Genomic DNA, 16949 nt, shown 5'->3' with positions numbered 1-16949 from the left:
GGGCGTTCTCGTCCTAAAGGCCTTTAAGTTGTTTCGCCTCGCTGACGCCGTGCTCGCGGCACAGATCGGCGACGGAAACCCCCGCCCCATGCTCTTGCAGAATGCCGACAATCTGGTCTTCGGTGAACCTGCTGCGCTTCATCTCTGGTCCTTTCGGTTGGGCCAGAGTCTACCTCAAACTGGATTAGGCGGATGCGGCAACGTCAATGTAAATGGAGGGCCCCGAATCACGCAGGACCCTCCATCCACCCCACGTGCTCCCCTAGCACCACACGTGTTCTGAAAAAGGGTCCGAGGCATACTGCCTGTTACATCCGACGTTATGCGCAGTCGCCCCCCACTCGCAAGCGATGCGAACTTAAAACTGTCTCGACTTTTGAAACACAACAAAAGACCCCGCAAGACGGGGCCTTTTTGGGTCAACCCAATGAAACCCTTAGGCGTAAGCGCTTTCTTTGCCGAAATGCTTGACGAGCATATAGTAAACGACTGCCCGGTACTTACTGCGGTTCGACCGGCCATAGGTGTCGATCACAGCGTCGATGGCTTCCATCAGCTTTGGGCTGTCTTCCAGACCAAGCTTTTTCATCAGGAAGTTCTTTTTGATCGTCTCCAACTCTGACGGATCACTGCCTGCGACAGTTGACGCATCATTGTTATAGATCGCGGGGCCGCACCCGATGGTCACCTTCGTAAGAAGCGCCATATCGGGTGTCATGCTGCACTTGGAGGAAAGGTCTTCGGCGTATTTCGCGATTAAATCGTCACGTTTGCTCATGCTTACTGTCCCTGTCAGGCTTGGTTACCGTTCACCAAGTACCTTTATGTCTTGGCTAACACGAAGCTTAGCCAGAAAAGACCCAATGAACCAAGGGAAAAGTCGTGGGGTTTTCACCCCAGACCCTGACGTGGAAGGCCACCACCGCTGACCTACAAGAGAGGCGCAGCGGTGGCGGTGGCATCACTTCAATAGCGATAGTGTTCCGACTTGAACGGCCCATCAATCGCCACACCGATGTAATCGGCTTGATCGCGGCGCAGTTCGGTCAGCTTTACGCCAATCTTTTTCAGGTGCAGACGCGCTACTTTTTCATCAAGTGCCTTGGGCAGGATGTAGACACCCGGCTTGTATTCCGTGCCTTTGGTCCAAAGTTCAATCTGCGCCAGAACCTGATTGGTAAAGCTTGCCGACATCACAAAAGACGGGTGGCCGGTGGCATTGCCAAGGTTCAGCAGGCGCCCCTCGGACAGAAGAATGATCCGGTTGCCCGAAGGCATCTCGATCATATCCACCTGTTCCTTAATGTTGGTCCACTTGTGGTTCTTCAGCGCGGCAACCTGGATTTCATTGTCGAAGTGGCCAATGTTTCCGACAATCGCCATATCCTTCATCTCACGCAGGTGCTCGATGCGGATGACATCCTTGTTGCCGGTTGTCGTGATGAAGATATCCGCCGTGTCGATCACGTCTTCCAGAACAACAACTTCAAACCCATCCATGGCGGCCTGTAGTGCGCAGATCGGGTCAACTTCCGTTACCTTGACGCGCGCACCCGCACCCTGAAGCGACGCAGCAGAGCCTTTGCCCACATCGCCATAACCGCAGACAACAGCGACCTTGCCGGCCATCATGGTGTCGGTGGCGCGGCGGATGCCATCGACCAGCGATTCCTTGCAGCCGTATTTATTGTCGAACTTCGACTTGGTCACCGAGTCGTTCACGTTGATCGCCGGGAAGGGAAGCTGGCCCGTCTTGTGCAGTTCATAAAGACGGTGAACACCCGTGGTGGTTTCTTCGGATACACCCTTGATCGCAGCTTTGGTCTTGGTGAACCAACCGGGGCTTTCCTTCATCCGCTTGTGGATCTGCACCTTGATTACTTCTTCTTCTTCGGACTGCGGCACAGCGAGGATTTCTTCGCCAGCTTCGGCACGCGCACCCAAAAGGACGTACAGCGTGGCATCGCCGCCATCGTCCAGAATCATGTTGGCGCCTGCCGGGAACATGAACGACCGGTCGAGGTAATCCCAATGCTCGGTCAAGGTCTGGCCCTTGACTGCAAAGACCGGCGTGCCGCCCGCAGCGATGGCGGCGGCAGCGTGGTCTTGGGTTGAAAAGATATTGCATGAGGCCCAGCGCACATCGGCTCCAAGGGCGGTCAACGTCTCGATCAGAACCGCTGTCTGGATTGTCATGTGAAGCGATCCGACAATGCGCGCGCCTTTCAGAGGCTGGCTTGCGCCGAATTCCTCGCGGCACGCCATCAGGCCGGGCATTTCGGTTTCTGCGATGGTCAGTTCTTTACGCCCAAAGTCTGCGAGCGTGATGTCCTTAACGATGTAGTCAACCATGTCCTGAACTCTCCTGTCTGTTGGACGTGGCTTTATCATCGAAGGCTTGTTTGAACAACTTGCCAAACCGGGCATTAGCTGAGCGGACGATCCGGAACAACATCCTGCACACCCATCCCGTCAGTCCAGCCGAAGCCGGATGCGACAATGCATGCCAGACCGTCTTCTTGCACTTGCAACAACGTCCATGTGCCCATCAGTTCCGACGCCCAAAGTTCCATCGATACCTGCTGTTGCTGCATCCATGTGCTTTCAAACGTTTCGGCGAAATCATCCGCAAGGGATGCGGTCAAAACGTCTGTATCATCGCACAACGGATCCTGAATCGACTGTGGCAGTTGCCCGACAAAGCCTTGCACCGACAGATTGGGCGCGGCGGCAAAAGCCACGATCGACGGATTGGCATCCGGACCAAGATCGTTTGCGCTTCTCAGATTATCGACAGCACCCGCATATCCGGCTGCCACGACGCCAAGGGCCAACAATGGAAGTGGATTGAACATTTTACGTCTTCCGTTCTACTTCAACACAGCGGTAACGATCCAAGAGTGCTAAAAGTTCCATTTATGGAAACGGATAGGGTTTGAACCCGCCGTGACGCTGCGTTACGCAGCGATACTGAAAAGACCGCCGGAGGCGAACGTGGCAAAACCAAAACGTGCATGGCAACGCATGCTGTCGGGCCGCCGCCTTGATTTGCTGGACCCGACGCCTGTTGATATCGAGATCGAAGATATTGCACATGGATTGGCGTTTGTTGCACGGTGGAACGGCCAGACGCGCGGCGATTGGCCCTATTCGGTTGCCGAGCATTCGCTTTTGGTCGAAGCGATCTTCAGCCGCCAAAATCCTGGCATTTCCGCAAAATGGAAGCTTGCAGCTTTGCTGCATGATGCGCCCGAATACGTCATCGGTGATATGATTTCACCGGTAAAGGCCGCCGTTGGTCCAGCCTATGGCGCGCTGGATGAAAGACTGACAGCAGCAGTTCACTTGCGGTTTGGCCTACCTGCGACATTGCCTGCTGCGATCAAAGCTCAGATCAAGGCGGCAGACCATATTTCCGCCTGGATGGAGGCCGTGAATATCGCAGGCTTCTCCGAGCAAGAGGCAAACAAGCTGTTTGGCAACCCAAAAGCCCCGCTTTTCACGGGGCTGGCCATTCGCTTGCGTCCACCTGCAGTGGTGCGGTCCGATTTTGTCAGCCGCCATCTGGTTCTTCTGGCCGAGATCGGCTGACAGTAAAAAGCCACCCCGAGGGGTGGCTTTTGTTCAGATTGCCAGATCTTCGGGCTTCTTCCCGGCCCGAAGAGCCGCTTCAAACCAGCGAGGCTTGCGGCCGCGACCCGACCATGTATCGGAAGGATCGGTAGGATTGGCATATTTTGCCGCTGCGGGCGTGCGCTTGCGAACAGGCGCAATGCCCGTCAGTTCTGCAAGCGAAAAGCCCATCGCGCGTGCTTTTTCTTCAAGCTCTATTAAGGCTTCTTTTTTACGGCGATCCTCAAAACCACTAATCGCCTTGGCGACTTGGGATTGAAGATCTTTCAACTCTTTAAGGGACAGTGCGTTCAGATCCATGTCCACGGTTGTTTTCCTTGTTGGAAGTATATTTAAACTTAATTAAACCCAAACTCCCAAATACTCAAGCTCTTGTGGTGCAGTGGGTTATTTTGGACTCCGCTTCGCCAAAATACGTTGAAGGGTCCGGCGATGCATCGAAAGCCTGCGCGCTGTTTCAGATACATTGCGGTCGCACATCTCATACACTCGCTGAATATGTTCCCAGCGCACACGGTCGGCTGACATTGGGTTTTCTGGCGGGCCCGGCAACGCTTCGCCCTTTGCCAACAAAGCGTTGGTCACATCATTCGCATCTGCGGGCTTTGACAGATAGTCCGTCGCGCCGATTTTCACAGCCGCAACCGCCGTGGCAATGGCACCATAGCCGGTCAGAACAACGATACGACAGTCAGGCCGACGTTCGCGCAACGCCTCAACAACATCCAGCCCGTTGCCGTCCTCCAGACGAAGATCAACCACGGCATAGGCTGGCGGGCGCGACTGGGCGATTGCCTTTCCGGCGGCAACGCTTTCAGCGGTTTCGGTAATGAAACCACGGCGCTCCATGGCGCGGGCAAGGCGTTTGACAAAGGGCTCGTCGTCGTCGACCAGCAGCAGAGTCCGGTCCGGTCCAAGGTCTGCCGTAACGTCATCTGCCATCTTCTGTCCCCTTTAAGGTCTGTCTTCTGCCGTGAAAGGTAGGGCGGAGAGTCTACGCGGTCAATTTATCTTGGCGTTTGGGGCATTCAGCACAAAGCAGGCCACCCGGTCTGCCATCTGAACAGCCGTATCCTCGCGCCGAAAAAAATCGACAAAGCCAATTCCGGGCAAGGTCAGATAGGTAAATGTAGAGTGGTCGACCAGATAAAACTCTGGGTCGCCACCGTCTTGCTTGCGATAAAAGGTCTTATAGGCCTGTGACGCCACCCTGACCTGTTCAGGCGATCCTGTCAGGCCAATCATGTGAGGGTGTAGGTTCTCGGTAAATTCGGCCATGACCTCTGGCGTGTCACGTTCAGGGTCGATCGAGATAAAGATGGGTGTGACGTCAAAGCCCTGCTCTTCCAGAATATCCACCGCTTCGGCATTGCGGGCGGCATCCAAAGGACAGACATCCGGGCAGAAGGTATAGCCGAAGTAGATAAGCGATGGCTTGGCCAGCACGTCAACATCGGTCACGGTCGCGCCGGCTTCGTCGACCAGCGTGAAGGCGCCGCCAATATCACCACCGCCAACCTGCCCGCCGCGACACTGGGCAAAGGCGTCGTCGCCCTGCCCCAGATAGATGTAAAGCGCCGTGCCTCCCAGAAGCCCGACCACCGCCGCCGCTGCCATAGCCGCATACGTCTTTTCCATTGTCACACCTCACCTGCCTCATCGCCGCATTGATCCCGGATCGCTGCGGGCCTAACACTGAGTGTGATAATGCCTTTGGATAAGGGATGCCATGCTTTCCCCCGGTATAAACCTGCTTTCCCGCGACACGCGTAGCGATTGGGTTCGCCTGCGTACCCTTATTCTACTGCGCTGGATGGCAATTGCAGGACAACTTGCCGCAATCACGGTTGCGGACCGCTACTATGAAATGCAGTTGCCGCTTGGGCTTTGCTACCTTGCGGTTGGGGCGTCGATCATCGCCAACTTGGTGTCTGTGTTCGTTTTCCCGGAAAACAAGCGTCTGTCAGAGGCAGAGGCGATGCTGACCCTGCTGTTCGATCTGTCGCAACTATCGTTTCTCTTGTATCTGACCGGAGGGCTTGCAAACCCGTTTGCGCTGCTCATCCTTGCACCGGTTACCATTTCGGCTTCAGCGCTGGAGCTTCGGACAACGCTGTTTCTGGGCAGCCTGTCGATTGTCTTCATCACACTGATCGCATTTGTCCATGTTCCCCTGCGATATGCCGATGGGTCCGTCCTGTCGGTGCCCGTTCTGTTCGAGTTCGGGTTCTGGCTGTCGATTGTCATTGGTATCTTGTTTCTTGGCCTTTACTCGCGCCGCGTGGCAACCGAGATCCGGTCAATGTCAGACGCTTTGCTGGCCACTCAGATGGCCTTGGCGCGTGAACAGAAACTGACCGATCTTGGCGGCGTTGTCGCGGCTGCCGCGCATGAGTTGGGCACACCATTGGCCACCATCAAATTGGTTTCCGCCGAGATGATGGATGAGCTGAAAGACCAACCCGCACTGCTGGAAGATGCGCGTCTGATCCGGGAACAGGCCGACAGATGCCGCGATATCCTTCATTCCATGGGCCGCATGGGCAAGGATGACCTGCACATGCGCATCGTGCCGCTTGCCCTGTTGGTGCAAGAGGCCGCCGAACCGCATCAAGGGCGTGGAAAGCGGCTTGAGTTAACGTTTCAGGCAGGTCCAGGCGGGGGTGAGCGCCAGCCTACGGTAAACCGAAGACCAGAGGTGGTTCACGGCCTGCGCAATCTGATTCAAAACGCCGTAGACTTTGCCCGCAGCACTGTCTGGATTCATGGCGAGTGGTCGGCAGATGCTATCACAATCCGCATTGCAGATGATGGCGAAGGGTTTCCATCGCATGTTATCGGCCGGATTGGCGATCCCTTTGTGCGCAGCCGCAGGTCGTCGCAGGATTTGGCGATGCGCCCGGAGTACGAAGGTATGGGTCTTGGCCTGTTCATCGCAAAAACACTTCTGGAGCGCACCGGGGCAGAGCTGACGTTTGCAAATGCTTCTGATCCGTTTTTAACGCCCAGCGAGAGGCCGGAAAGAAGCGGAGCGGTTGTAGAGGTCGTCTGGCCAATGGCCCGGATTGCGCAGTCAAACGAGCACGGTCTTGGACAAAACAAACAGATCAAGGTGTGAGCCATGGGCCTCAGTGTTGAAACTTTAAAACGCGGGCACATGTAGGCCTCTGGTTAACTCATCATTAATAAAATAACCCTTAGGTTGATCTCAGCCCCTAAACGAGACACCTATGGATTCGCACGATATCATTGGAATAGGATTGGGGCTGACGGCTATGCTGTCCGCGCTGGGCGGTCTTTTTCTGATAACAGCATTCCATTCTTCTAAACCACAGGCATTAAACAGTATTTTTGAAGAACATCAAAAGGGAACTTTGTTTCTTTTTGATGGTGAGGTTTTGGTTGACTGCACACCGGGCGGTCGCGCGGTCCTTTCCTCGTCACCCGTGCCAGGCCCTGATTGGGCTAAGATGCTTGCATATCTCTCGGTCCCATTTCCTCAGGTTGAACAGCATCTGGCGCGCCTTCCTGAAGAGGGCGCGATCACACTGGCATCAGAGGATTCGGACGGCCAATCCTTGGTGTTGATTGCAGAATATCGCGGTGGATTGTCGCACATCACCCTGATTGACCCGGAAACGCGCGGAGCGTCTTTTGGCTTTGATTTGCTTGCGCAGCAATCAATGACGGAAGAAGTGGCCTTCCTGCGGTCAATGATGTCTCATGCGCCATTTCTGGCATGGCGCGAAAGGGAAAACGGCGATGTGATCTGGGCGAATACCGCGTATTTGTTGCGCGCAGGTGACCTTTTGCCGCCCGGACAGGAACTGACGTGGCCATTGCCACGATTGTTTGATCGCACCGCAACAGTCCAGGGCGTCGACGGTCAACGGCAAAAGCTGCGCTTCCCGGACGGGTCAGTTTTGTGGTTCGAACTTGTCAGTATGCCCGATGGCGACGGGCGACGGGTCTATGCGCTACGCGCCGATTCTGCAGTGCAGGCTGAAACCAATCTACGCGACTTCATGCAGACACTGACCAAGACCTTTGCCCATCTTCCGATCGCCCTTGCGATATTTGACAGTCGGCGCCAATTGCAATTGTTCAACCCCGCACTGCTGGATCTCACCGGGTTGCCACCTGATTTTCTATCGTTGCGTCCATCACTTTTGTCCGTTCTGGATGCACTTCGCGACCGCAATATGGTTCCTGAACCAAAAGATTATCGCGGCTGGCGGCGACAGATCACAGACCTGGAGCGGGCGGCATCGACTGGTGTCTATGAGGAAACCTGGAACCTGCCAGGCGGTCAAACGTACCGGGTGATCGGCAGGCCACATCCGAATGGGGCCTTGGCGCTGATGATTGAAGATATTTCAACCGAGATAACGCGAACCAGACGCTATCGAGCGGATCTGGAGCTTGGGCAGTCTGTCATCGACACCATGGAAGAAGCGATGGCCGTGTTTTCGGAAACCGGGCTTCTGGTGATGACCAACGCCTCTTATCCAAAGCTTTGGGGTCACGATCCTGCCGAGGATTTGGCAGGCGGGGGGATAGCGTCAGTCTCACGCATGTGGCGCACCCAGACTGCGCCCAGCGCGCTGTGGTCTGAGGTTGAAGACTTTGTCTGCACCGTCGGTGACCGTGAAGCGTGGAGCGGGGACGCGCGTCTGCTGGACGGCCGGCTTATCAGCTGCAAGCTGACCCCGCTTGCGGGTGGGGCAACTCTGGTCGGGTTTCGGGTGCACGTGGCCGCAGCAGAAGAGGCTCCCGCCTCTCCGCCTGATCGACGCTCGGCCTGACGGGTTCAGCTTGCGGCTGCGCCCGGCAGCGTTAAGACTGCATTTATGTTTGATCCGCTTCGCCACTCCCTGTTTTTGCCCACAGACGAAGCGACCGATGCGCTTGGTCGGCTTTTGGCAGAACGGTTGGCGCCGGGCGATACGGTTCTGCTGTCCGGGCCAATCGGCGCCGGAAAATCCCACCTGTCACGCGCTATTATCCGGGCACGGCTGGGCCGGATGGAAGACGTGCCATCACCGACATTTACGCTGGTTCAGACGTATGAAGATCCGGCTGGTGATATCTGGCACGCCGATCTTTACCGGCTTTCCCACCCGGACGAGGTGCTGGAACTTGGTCTGGAAGACGCATTCACAACGGCGATTTGTTTGGTCGAATGGCCTGACAGGCTTGGGCCGCATCAACCGGAAGATGCCATCCACATCTCCCTTGCGGTTGAGGGAGATGGCCGTAACGCCCTGATTTCGTTCTTCGGGCGACCCGAACTGGCAAGGGCGCTTGATGGCTGACCGGAAAACTGCCTCCACCAGCTTTCTGAGCGCCCAAGGTTGGGGAAATGCCCGGAGGCACTTCCTTGCTGGTGATGCGTCTGACCGCAGGTATGATCGTGTGGTGCTGTCGGGCAAAACGGCCATTCTGATGGACGCTCCGCCCGGCACGGGCGATGATCCGGCAGATTTCGTATCTGTCGCCCACCATTTGCACGGCATCGGACTGTCTGCGCCAAAAATCTTAGCTAAAGATCTGACGCAGGGCTTTTTGCTGATCGAAGACTTGGGCGACGAACTTTTCGCGCGTGTGCTGGACCATGCACCCCAGCGCGAAGCCGCGCTATACCAAGCGGCGGCAGCGGTGCTGGCGCATCTTCACCGCCACTCCCCGCCGCCCGGCCTGCCCGATCTGTCCGCGCAAGACTGGGCGTCGGCCGCTGCTTTTGCGCTGGATTGGTATGCTTTTGGCGCCACGGGCGAACGGCCGGACCGCGCGGCCTTTGTCGCTGCCTTGGCGGATGCTTTGCACAACCATGCCGACGGCCCACGCGTGATGATCCTGCGCGATTACCATACCGAAAACCTTCTGGATCTGCCAGACCGGGATGGGGTGGCAGCGGTAGGATTGCTGGATTTCCAACTCGCGCAGATGGGGCAGCCGGGATATGATCTGGTGTCGCTGCTGCAAGATGCGCGCCGCGATGTATCGGCCGATGTTGCAACCCTGACAATGGCCCGGTTTGCAGATGCAACCGGGCGCGACAGGCATACATTCGAGGCGTCCTGCGCGGTTCTGGGCGCCCAGCGCGCTTTGCGCATCTTGGGAATTTTTACGCGGCTCTGTATGGTTGGGGGAAAGCCCGGCTATCTTCGCCTGATGCCGCGGGTCTGGGGGCAGCTGCATCACAATCTTGCGCACCCGGCCCTGTCAGACCTGCGCCAGATTTGCGCGACGCTCTTGCCCGCGCCCACAGACACCATTTTGCAAAAGATCGGGGATCAATGCGCCACCCATTCCCCCTGATGCTGTTTGCTGCCGGGTTCGGCACCCGCATGGGCACGCTGACCAAACATCAGCCCAAGCCGCTGATTAAAGTGGCCGGTCTGCCGCTGATTGATCATGCCCGCCGGATTGCCGCGCAAGCCGGGATCACGCATCAGGCCGTCAACCTGCATTACCGGGGCGATCAGCTGGCCGCCCATCTGCAAGGCAGCAATGTCGCGCTGTCATGGGAGCGTGATGCAATTCTTGACACAGGCGGCGGGCTGAAGGCCGCATTGCCGTTGCTTGGGGATGGCCCCGTGCTGACACTGAACACCGATGCCGTCTGGACCGGGGAAAACCCACTAGCCCGCTTGCTTGACACATGGGACGACGACCGGATGGACCAGTTGTTCCTGCTATTGCCTGCCGATCAGGCCCGCAGCGCGTCAGGTCGGTCTGACTTTGTGTTGGACGATCAGGGCCGGGTAGATTGGGCCAAGGGGCGTGATGGCTTCCTGTACCTTGGGGCGCAGATCATTCACCCACGCCTGCTGACAGAGGCCGGGCCCGCGTTTTCCCTGCATGCGCCATGGACACGCGCAATGGCAGCAGGGCGTGCCTATGGTGTGATCCACAATGGCGGCTGGTGTGACGTGGGCCACCCCGCTGGTATCGCCAAGGCAGAGGCAATGTTGCGCGATGCAGGAGAATGCCCTGATGTTTGACCCAAGCGCGCCCCGTCTTTTTGCCCTGCCGCCCGGCGCTGATTTTCCTGCCGTTCTGGTCGCGGGTCTGCGCGCCCGGATGCAGGATCAGCCGCCCGAGGCAATGGCGCGGGTGACGCTGTATCTGAACACCACGCGGATGCGCCGCCGTGTGGTTCAGATCTTTGGCCAAAAGGGCGCGGGATTTCTGCCGCGCATCCGGTTGGTCAGCGATCTTGCCGCGGATATGGTTGTCCCCGACCTGCCACTTGCGATCCCGGCGCTGCGGCGCAAGCTGCAACTGACCGTCCTTATCGGACGCTTGCTTGACGCACTGCCCGATCTGGCGCCCCGCTCAGCGCTGGCCGATCTGGCGGAAAGCCTGTCATCGTTGATGTCTGAAATGCAGGGCGAAGGTGTCGCGCCCGAACGGGTGGCCGCGCTGGATGTGTCAGACCATTCCGAGCATTGGGCGCGCACCCGTGAATTCCTGACCATCATCGCCCCGTTTTTCACCGATACCGAGCAGCCCGATGCCGAAGGCCGCCAGCGTCGTCTGGCGCTGATGTTGGCAGAGCTTTGGGCCAAGGCCCCGCCCGGAGACCCGGTGATCGTTGCCGGGTCTACGGGTTCACGCGGGACAACGGCGCTTTTCATGCAGGCGATTGCACGGTTACCCCAAGGCGCGATTGTGTTGCCGGGGTATGATTTCGACATGCCGGATCAGGTTTGGGCAGGGCTGGGCGATGCGCTTACGTCGGAAGATCACCCGCAGTTCAGGTTCCACAAGCTGATGGTACTGACAGGCGCTGACCCTTCCGACGTGCAGCTTTGGCACGATTGCACCCCGCCCAGCGCGGCGCGCAACCGTGTTGTGTCGCTTGCCTTGCGCCCTGCCCCGGTCACCGATCAGTGGCTAGTGGAAGGGCCGCACCTGCCCGATCTGCCGGGGGCGATGGAGGGCGTGGCGCTGATGGAATCCGCCACCCCGCGCCAGGAGGCGCTTTCAATCGCGCTGATCCTGCGCGACGCGGCTGAACACGGCACGCCTGCCGCGCTGATCTCTCCCGACCGGGTGCTGACCCGTCAGGTCGCTGCGGCGCTGGATCGTTGGGGCATCCGGCCCGACGACAGCGCGGGCGTGCCGCTGAACCAATCAGCGCCGGGTCGGTTTCTGCGCCATGTGGTGCGGATGTTCGGGCAAAAGCTGACCGCAGACTCGCTACTGACGGTGCTGAAGCACCCGCTGACAGCTTCGGCAATGGACCGCGGCCAGCATCTGCTGTTGACCCGCGATCTGGAGCTGAAACTGCGCAGCAAGGGGCCCGCGTTTCCAACCGGGCCCGATCTGATCACTTGGGCAATGACGCAGCCGAATGACCATGCGCTGGGTTGGGCAACCGCTTTGGCGGGGGCGATTGATGGGCTCGAAGATGCCGGCAGCGTCCATCTGGTCGATCATCTGGCCCGCACCCGCACGCTTGCCGAGCGATTGTCGCGAGGCCCGGCCCCGGAGGGAACGGGCGGGTTGTGGGATGAAGCGGCAGGCGAGGCCGCCATAGATTTCTTGACCCAGCTTGAGGCCGAAGCCGCGCATGGGGCCATCCTGTCCCCAGGTGAGTTCCGTGACCTGTTTGAGGGCCTGATCTCGGGTGCCGAGGTGCGCGCGCCTATGATCGTGCATCCCGGCGTGATGATCTGGGGCACGTTGGAAGCGCGGGTGCAGGGTGCCGAACTGGTAATCCTTGCCGGGCTGAATGATGGCACATGGCCCGCGCTGCCGCCGCCAGACCCGTGGCTGAACCGCAAAATGCGGTTGGATGCAGGGCTGTTGTTGCCCGAACGGCGCATTGGTCTGTCGGCGCATGACTTTCAGCAAGCGGTTGCCGCGCCAAGGGTCATTCTCTCGCGGGCGCTGCGCAATGCCGAGGCTGAAACCGTGCCGTCCCGTTGGATCAACCGCCTGACCAACCTGATGGACGGTTTGCCAAACCGAAACGGGCCAGATGCGTTGCGCCAGATGCGCGCGCGCGGGCGGGTCTGGATAGACCTTGCGGCAGCGATGGACCGCCCGCTGCCCAACCCCGATGCGGGGTTGCTGCCTGCCCGCCGCCCTGCCCCGCGACCACCGCTGGCGGCGCGACCCAAGGCGCTGTCATTGACACGGGTAGAGGTTCTGATCCGCGATCCCTATGCCATTTATGCCGATAAAGTGCTGAACCTGCGCCCTCTGGACCCGATACGGCAAACCCCGGATGCGCGCGACCGTGGCACCGTGGTGCATGAAATCCTTGAACGGTTCGTGCGCAAGCGCCCTGTTGTTGAGGACCGGGCTGACGCCCGTGCGCGGCTGATGGCCATTACCGCAGAGGTGTTGGACGCTCAGGTGCCGTGGCCCGCCGCTCGCGCACTTTGGGCCGCACGGATGGACCGGGCGGCCGATCACTTCCTGACGATTGATGCGGCCGAGGGCGGCGAAAGTGTGCTGGTCGAGGGCCGGGGAGAGCTTTCATTGCAAGACCTGGACTTCACCCTGTTCGGCACGCCTGACCGCATTGACATGCTGCCCTCTGGCAGGCTGCACCTGATCGACTATAAAACCGGCAGTCCGCCGTCTGACAAAGAGCAGAAGTCCTTTGCCAAGCAGCTGCACCTTGCAGCGCTTTTGGCGGAAGACGGCGGGTTCAAAGGCTTGGGCCCGCAAGAGGTGGCCAAGATTACCTATGTAGGGCTTGGGTCTGCGGGCAAGGTGACCGAAGATGACATCACCCCCGAAAAACTGGCTGCGGTGCGTGACGGCTTGTATCATCTGATCGGATCTTATGCACGGCTGGGTCAGGGCTATACTTCGCGTCGTGCGGTGTTCACCGAACGGTTTCCCGGCGATTACGATCATCTGGCGCGCTTTGGCGAATGGGAAATGACCGACAGTCCAGACCCGCAAGACGTGGGCCAAGGGGGCAAGACATGACCCATGATGCCAGCCTTGCGCAAATGGCAGCAGCCCAACCTGCCCTGTCCACATGGCTTTCGGCCAATGCCGGTTCGGGCAAAACACGGGTGCTGACTGACCGGGTGGCGCGGCTTTTGCTCAGCAATGTGCAGCCCCAGCACATCTTGTGTCTGACATATACCAAGGCCGCCGCCACCGAGATGCAAAACCGTCTGTTCCGTCGACTGGGCGAATGGGCGATGAAGCCGGATGCCGAGCTGCGCGCAGATCTGGTAGATCTGGGCGAAGGCGACAAACTGGACGCCGCCCAACTGGCACTTGCTCGCCAGTTGTTTGCGCGCGCCATTGAAACACCGGGCGGTCTGCGGATTCAGACGATCCACAGCTTTTGCGCCACCTTGCTGCGGCGCTATCCGCTAGAAGCAGGCGTGACGCCCGGTTTTCAGGAAATGGATGACCGCACTGCCAGAACCCTGCGCGAAGACATCGTGCAGGACATGGCTGACAGGCTGGCCCCACAGCAGGTGGCGCAACTTGCCCGGCACTACACCGCCGAAGACTTTGGCGCCCTGATGGGCGAGATTTGCAGCCGCGCCGATGACTTCGCCGTGCCGCTTTCCCGCGCGGCAGCACTCGCCCGCTTTGGCCAGCCCGACGGCCTTTCCACAAACAGCCTTTTGACCGCGGTGTTTTTGGGGGATGAGGCAGACATTCTTGCCGAACTGACCGCGCGGCTGGCGATGGGCAAGTCCACAGACCTGAAGGCCGCCGAAAAGCTGGCGGCGCTGGACCCCTTCACCCCCGATCTGCGCAGCCTTTCAATTTTGGAAGGCCTCTTTCTCTTCGGATCCGGCGACAAGATTCACACGGCAAAGGTTGATAGCTTTCCGACCAAAGACCTGCGCGATGCGCTTGGTCTTCTTGGTGAGAGATTGAAAAACCTGATGGGGCGTGTCGAAGCCGCACGGGCCGTCCGCGTGGCACTGGAAGCGGCCGAGAAAACCATCGCGTTGCATGACTTTGCCCGAGTGTTCCTGCGGCTTTACACAGCGCGCAAGGCTGATCGCGGATATCTCGATTTCGACGACCTGATCCGCAAGGCAGGACAATTGCTGAACGATCCGGGTCTTGCGGCGTGGGTTTTGTTTCGGCTTGATGGCGGCATTGACCACATTCTGGTCGACGAAGCGCAAGACACCTCGCCCGCACAATGGGCGGTGATCGAAAAGCTGACGGGTGAATTCACGGCAGGCCAAGGGGCCAGTGACAAAGCTCGCACGCTGTTCGTGGTGGGCGACAAGAAGCAGTCAATCTATTCATTTCAGGGCGCAGACCTGTCTGCCTTTGACGCCAAACGGGGGGAGTTTGGCGCGAGGTTTGCCGCCGTTGAACAGCCGATGCAGGACCGAACGCTGGACTATTCGTTCCGGTCGTCGCGCGCAGTGCTGGATGTGGTGGACGCCAGCTTTGGCGACGCCTTTCCCGCCGCGCTTGGCGACCCCCCGCGCCATCTGGCGTTTTTCGACGGCCTTCCGGGCCGGGTAGACCTGTGGCCACTGATCCCAAAGGCCGACACCACCGCCGACGAAGATGGCTGGAGCCCGGTCGATCTGATCTCTGACAGCCATCACACGGTGGAACTGGCGCGCATGGTTGCGGCGGAAATTCGCGACATGATAGATGCGGGCGTTCATATTCCAACCGCCAATGCAGAAAGCCGCCCGGTTCAGGCAGGGGATGTGCTGATCCTTGTGCAGACCCGCGGCCCGTTGTTCGCGCAGATCATCCGGGCCTGCAAACAGGCCGGGTTGCCAATCGCCGGAGCAGACAGGCTGAAACTGGGCGAAGAGTTGGCCGTGAAGGATCTGGTGGCACTGCTGTCGTTTCTGGCCACGCCCGAAGATAGCCTGTCGCTTGCCGCCGCCCTGCGCTCACCCTTGTTCGGCTGGTCCGAAGATCGGCTGTTTCGTTTGGCCCATGGTCGGCCTGAGCGTCATCTTTGGGCCAGCTTGCGCCACGCAGATGCGCCCGAAACGCTGGCCGTGCTGCATGATCTGCGCAACCAAACCGACTTTCTGCGCCCTTATGAGATGCTGGAACGCATTCTGACCCGGCATAATGGTCGACAAAGACTGCTGACCCGGCTGGGGCCAGAGGCCGAAGATGGCATCGACGAATTGCTTAACCAGGCGCTGGCCTATGAGAACAACGATGTGCCAAGCCTGACCGGTTTTCTGATCTGGCTGGAGAGCGATGTGGTCGAAGTGAAGCGTCAGCTTGACAGCGAAGGCACGAACATTCGGGTGATGACGGTGCATGGGTCAAAGGGGTTGGAGGCCCCCATCGTCATATTGCCCGACACCGCCGACCGCAGCCCGCGCGACCGGGGTGAAACGATAAAACTGGCCGATGGTCTACCTGTGTGGAAGACCTCGGAAAAGGAAAGCCCACCCGATGTTGCGGCGGCGCTGGGTCTGCGCAAGGAAAAGATGGCCGAGGAAAACCTGCGCCTGCTTTACGTTGCGCTGACGCGCGCGCGGTCATGGCTGATTGTAGCCGGAGCCGGAGAGGCCAAGGTGACATCTGGCAAAGACGCCAAACCGCGCGAGAAATGGGCGTGGTATCGGCAGGTAGAGGCGGGCTTGAAGGCTTTGGGTGCGCCCGCCGATGCAGCGGGGCGTTTGCGCCACGCGTTCGGGGTGTGGCCTGCGAATGCGCCGGCGCCAGTGGCACAGGCCGCGCCTTTGGTCATGCCCGAATGGGTATCACACCCCGCACCAGAGGTGATACGCGACCTTGGCGCGCTTTCACCATCAGACCTTGGCGGAGCAAAGGCACTGCCGGGCGAGGGCGATGAGACGCGGATCGCAAAGGCGCGCGGCACGATCCTGCATCGCTTGTTGGAACATTTGCCCGCCGATGACCCCAGCCTGTGGCCCTCGCTTGCGCAGGCCGTGACCCCGCCAGAATTTGACGCTGGCCAGCTTTTGTCCGAAGCTGTTGGCGTCTTGTCATCGCCCGAACTGTCGGGCCTGTTCGCACCCGACACTCTGGCCGAGGTATCTGTCACGGCGAACCTGAACGGACGGCAAATCGCGGGCACGATTGACAGGGTGATCATTGCAGCTGACCGGGTACTGGCCATCGATTTCAAATCCAATCGCGTAGTGCCTTACACTGCGGCACAATTGCCTGACGGGATTTTGCGCCAGATGGGAGCCTATGCGCATGCCTTGGCCCAAATCTACCCTGATCGGCGGATTGAGACGGCGATTTTGTGGACGGCAACACCCAGACTCATGTATCTTGATCCCGATGCCGTGACGGCGGCCTTGGCACGTGCCGCCATCGCTTGACCTTTCCTTCACCAGTGCCTA

14 protein-coding genes and 1 pseudogene are annotated in these 16949 nt (G+C 59.1%); 8 read left to right on the top strand and 7 right to left on the bottom strand.

Annotated elements, in window-relative coordinates; all coding sequences use genetic code 11:
• Window positions 1–34: 34 nt before the first annotated feature.
• From Q8K08_RS21245 to Q8K08_RS21230, 4 genes and pseudogenes are all read right to left on the bottom strand, one after another.
• A pseudogene (locus Q8K08_RS21245) lies at window positions 35–142 on the bottom strand (transposase); the annotation flags it as partial.
• Window positions 143–436: 294 nt separating this feature from the next.
• Window positions 437–778, bottom strand: coding sequence for a DUF2853 family protein (locus Q8K08_RS21240; protein ID WP_304799705.1), 342 nt, complete (start codon window positions 776–778; stop codon window positions 437–439).
• Between the two features lie 188 nt (window positions 779–966).
• Complete coding sequence (gene ahcY, locus Q8K08_RS21235; RefSeq protein WP_305251630.1) at window positions 967–2352, bottom strand: adenosylhomocysteinase; 1386 nt, start codon at window positions 2350–2352, stop codon at window positions 967–969.
• 74 nt (window positions 2353–2426) lie between these two features.
• Window positions 2427–2855, bottom strand: coding sequence for a hypothetical protein (locus Q8K08_RS21230; protein WP_304799700.1), 429 nt, complete (start codon window positions 2853–2855; stop codon window positions 2427–2429).
• A 169-nt stretch (window positions 2856–3024) separates the two neighbouring features.
• On the opposite strand from Q8K08_RS21230, the gene Q8K08_RS21225 reads away from it, so the two are divergent.
• Complete coding sequence (locus Q8K08_RS21225; protein WP_304799706.1) at window positions 3025–3591, top strand: HD family hydrolase; 567 nt, start codon at window positions 3025–3027, stop codon at window positions 3589–3591.
• 33 nt (window positions 3592–3624) lie between these two features.
• On the opposite strand, the gene Q8K08_RS21220 is transcribed toward Q8K08_RS21225, so the two are convergent.
• From Q8K08_RS21220 to Q8K08_RS21210, 3 genes are all read right to left on the bottom strand, one after another.
• A complete protein-coding gene (locus tag Q8K08_RS21220) occupies window positions 3625–3939 on the bottom strand; it encodes an H-NS histone family protein (RefSeq protein ID WP_304799698.1) in 315 nt (104 codons plus the stop codon).
• An 81-nt stretch (window positions 3940–4020) separates the two neighbouring features.
• The gene (locus tag Q8K08_RS21215; protein WP_304799696.1) at window positions 4021–4575 is read right to left on the bottom strand and encodes an ActR/PrrA/RegA family redox response regulator transcription factor; all 555 of its coding nucleotides are present in this window, start codon (window positions 4573–4575) and stop codon (window positions 4021–4023) included.
• Between the two features lie 60 nt (window positions 4576–4635).
• The gene (locus tag Q8K08_RS21210) at window positions 4636–5271 is read right to left on the bottom strand and encodes an SCO family protein (RefSeq protein WP_304799694.1); all 636 of its coding nucleotides are present in this window, start codon (window positions 5269–5271) and stop codon (window positions 4636–4638) included.
• A gap of 91 nt (window positions 5272–5362) precedes the next feature.
• Here Q8K08_RS21210 and regB point away from each other — a divergent pair, with 91 nt between their 5' ends.
• From regB to addA, 7 genes are all read left to right on the top strand, one after another.
• Window positions 5363–6751 (top strand): sensor histidine kinase RegB, encoded by a 1389-nt coding sequence (gene regB / locus Q8K08_RS21205; RefSeq protein ID WP_304799692.1) that lies wholly within the window; start codon window positions 5363–5365, stop codon window positions 6749–6751.
• Between the two features lie 352 nt (window positions 6752–7103).
• Window positions 7104–8438 (top strand): PAS-domain containing protein, encoded by a 1335-nt coding sequence (locus Q8K08_RS21200; protein WP_305251629.1) that lies wholly within the window; start codon window positions 7104–7106, stop codon window positions 8436–8438.
• A gap of 45 nt (window positions 8439–8483) precedes the next feature.
• On the top strand, window positions 8484–8948 hold the full coding sequence (gene tsaE, locus Q8K08_RS21195) for a tRNA (adenosine(37)-N6)-threonylcarbamoyltransferase complex ATPase subunit type 1 TsaE (protein ID WP_304799686.1): 465 nt from the start codon (window positions 8484–8486) through the stop codon (window positions 8946–8948).
• Window positions 8941–9954: an aminoglycoside phosphotransferase family protein gene (locus Q8K08_RS21190; protein ID WP_305251628.1), complete on the top strand. Its 1014-nt coding sequence runs from the start codon at window positions 8941–8943 to the stop codon at window positions 9952–9954. The genes tsaE and Q8K08_RS21190 overlap by 8 nt, the downstream gene beginning before the upstream one ends.
• Window positions 9933–10640, top strand: coding sequence for a nucleotidyltransferase family protein (locus Q8K08_RS21185; RefSeq protein WP_305251627.1), 708 nt, complete (start codon window positions 9933–9935; stop codon window positions 10638–10640). Before Q8K08_RS21190 ends, Q8K08_RS21185 begins: the two co-directional genes overlap by 22 nt.
• Entirely contained in the window at window positions 10633–13590 is a 2958-nt protein-coding gene (gene addB / locus Q8K08_RS21180; protein ID WP_305251626.1) for a double-strand break repair protein AddB, read from the top strand. The genes Q8K08_RS21185 and addB overlap by 8 nt, the downstream gene beginning before the upstream one ends.
• Window positions 13587–16928: a double-strand break repair helicase AddA gene (gene addA / locus Q8K08_RS21175; protein WP_305251625.1), complete on the top strand. Its 3342-nt coding sequence runs from the start codon at window positions 13587–13589 to the stop codon at window positions 16926–16928. Before addB ends, addA begins: the two co-directional genes overlap by 4 nt.
• The last annotated feature ends 21 nt before the right edge of the window (window positions 16929–16949 follow it).

This window comes from Pseudotabrizicola sp. (assembly GCF_030684215.1).
Lineage (GTDB): Bacteria > Pseudomonadota > Alphaproteobacteria > Rhodobacterales > Rhodobacteraceae > Pseudotabrizicola.
Note: the sequence above shows the minus strand (reverse complement) of the source record. Positions and strands in the feature narration are given on the sequence as shown.